A 1,830-nucleotide genomic window follows, 5' to 3' on the forward strand; every position below is an offset into this window, starting at 1 on the left:
ATACTATGAAACTATTTGTGGAGGCTCTGGGGCAGGGGTTGATTTTGATGGAACAGATGCGGTACATACTCACATGACCAATTCTCGCTTAACTGACCCAGAAGTGTTGGAATGGCGATTTCCAGTACTTTTGGAAAGGTTTGGGATTCGCCCTGATAGTGGCGGTAAGGGCGTTCATTGTGGGGGTAATGGCGTAATTCGCCAGATTCGTTTCCTAGAACCTATGACCGCAGGCATTCTATCTGGACGTCGAGTGGTGAAGCCTTTTGGGTTAAATGGTGGTGAAGCGGGTGCTTTGGGAAAAAATTATGTGGAACGGAAGGATGGAACCGTTGAGGAGTTGGGTAATACTGCGGTGGTGGAAATGAATACAGGTGATGTGTTTGTGATTGAGACCCCTGGAGGTGGGGGATTTGGTTTCGATAGTGGTGATAGTGAATCCTAATCGGTAGCAGGCCAATGCGATCGCATTGGTGTTTCCTTTGGGCTAGGGCAACAGGATAAATGCTGCATAAATAAGATCAGCATTTATCCTAGGCAACGCTAACTAAGCATTAGCTTAGACCTAAGTCGATAGATTACCCATCAACATGGGTTAGCGACGATTAAAGAATCCTAAAGTATGGGCTACTTAAAAGTCTTAACGGTCTAGTAGGTTAATGCTTAGACCAGTAGCAGCACCTTTAACCGCATTATCTACTACTGAGCCATTGTCAATGATTACGCCAGTGACAACACTAGCAGCAGCACCAAACCCGACATCTTGAACTAGACTCCCAGCACTGTTACGCTGAGCTCTAGTTCTATCCCGCTTACTAGCACTGACAGCAGCACCAGCGGCAGCGCCATTGGCAGTATTACCGATCAGTGAGCCGTTGTCAGTTAATTCTCCAATTACTGCACCAGCAGCCGCACCAATACCGATATCTCTTAATAAATCATCAGCAGCTGCCGGTGCAGCGGGTAGTAGTGTTGCGCCTACAAAACCGGTTGTGATCAGTCCTGGTAGTAGAGCACCGAAAATCCCTTTCATCTTTTTGTCCTCTAAATGTAGCAATCGATCTACTGCTCTTAGGTTAGATCTGTCTCTTGAGAGATAACCTCTTCCATTAGGATTATTAGACTGACTGAATCTCCAAAAGGTTCCTAAATATATATACCGCTAAGCCCTATATAGTATTTCCAAATGAATTGGAAACAAGGCTTAGAGTTTTTGACCTTGTCTTGATGCAAAGCGCGAGTGGGGGAAACCCCCGCATGAACGCGCTGCATCGCTACCAAAAATTCCTCTATAATTTCTTGCCTCTTGCCTCTTGCCTCTTGCCTCTTGCCTTACTAGGGAATAATTGCGAACACCCTTGCTGGAAAACCAGAACCTTTCAGGGGCTTAGGAAAGGTTACTATTGCGATCGCACCATACTCCGGCACCTGATTCAAGTTAGTCAGCAACTCGATCTGATACTTGTCTTGACTTATAGTATAATTCTGGAGCGTTGCTGGAAAATGCCATTACCCTGAAGTCCAGTAATCAAGTTGAGCAAGAAATTAGCAAAGTCGTGATATCCTTCCGATGTTAGCCAGTTGTCTAACAGCTGTTTGGAGCAGACGGTCCGAGAAACCTCTCGCCATCCTCAAATTTTGGGCAAGGGCGTGCCGGTGAAACCTCCAGTTATGCACTTGAGATTTAACTACGGAGAGAATAAAATGTTTTTTGTAGACAAGCCATATGTCTCTGAATTTTTAAAAAGAACTGTCAAAGACAATGGTATCCCTGTAGTAGGTACAGATATAGCCAAGAAGTTAGGGCTTTATAGTGGGACAAACCTAATT

At 45.0% G+C, this 1,830-nt stretch carries 2 protein-coding genes and 2 pseudogenes; 2 read left to right on the forward strand and 2 right to left on the reverse strand.

Going from position 1 to position 1,830, the window contains the following annotated elements:
• Positions 1 to 445, forward strand: a 445-nt coding sequence (locus F6K37_RS40535; protein ID WP_287256945.1) for a hydantoinase B/oxoprolinase family protein, incomplete at its 5' end; no start/stop codon positions are given.
• A 195-nt stretch (positions 446 to 640) separates the two neighbouring features.
• Here the strand turns inward: F6K37_RS40535 and F6K37_RS40540 are convergent.
• Positions 641 to 1,033, reverse strand: a complete 393-nt coding sequence (locus F6K37_RS40540) for a hypothetical protein (protein ID WP_008183110.1) — start codon at positions 1,031 to 1,033, stop codon at positions 641 to 643.
• 302 nt (positions 1,034 to 1,335) lie between these two features.
• Positions 1,336 to 1,470 (reverse strand): annotated as a pseudogene (locus F6K37_RS45935) (cyclase family protein); the annotation flags it as partial.
• A gap of 126 nt (positions 1,471 to 1,596) precedes the next feature.
• Here F6K37_RS45935 and F6K37_RS40550 point away from each other — a divergent pair.
• Positions 1,597 to 1,830: pseudogene (locus F6K37_RS40550) on the forward strand (ATP-grasp domain-containing protein); the annotation flags it as partial.

Origin of the sequence: Moorena sp. SIO4E2, assembly GCF_010671945.1 — a bacterium.
GTDB classification, from domain to species: Bacteria; Cyanobacteriota; Cyanobacteriia; order Cyanobacteriales; family Coleofasciculaceae; genus Moorena; species Moorena producens.

Excerpts from the sequence above, each read along its gene's own strand:
- F6K37_RS40540 (WP_008183110.1), bottom strand. The coding sequence starts at position 1,033 with ATGAAAGGGATTTTCGGTGCTCTACTACCAGGACTGATCACAACCGGT.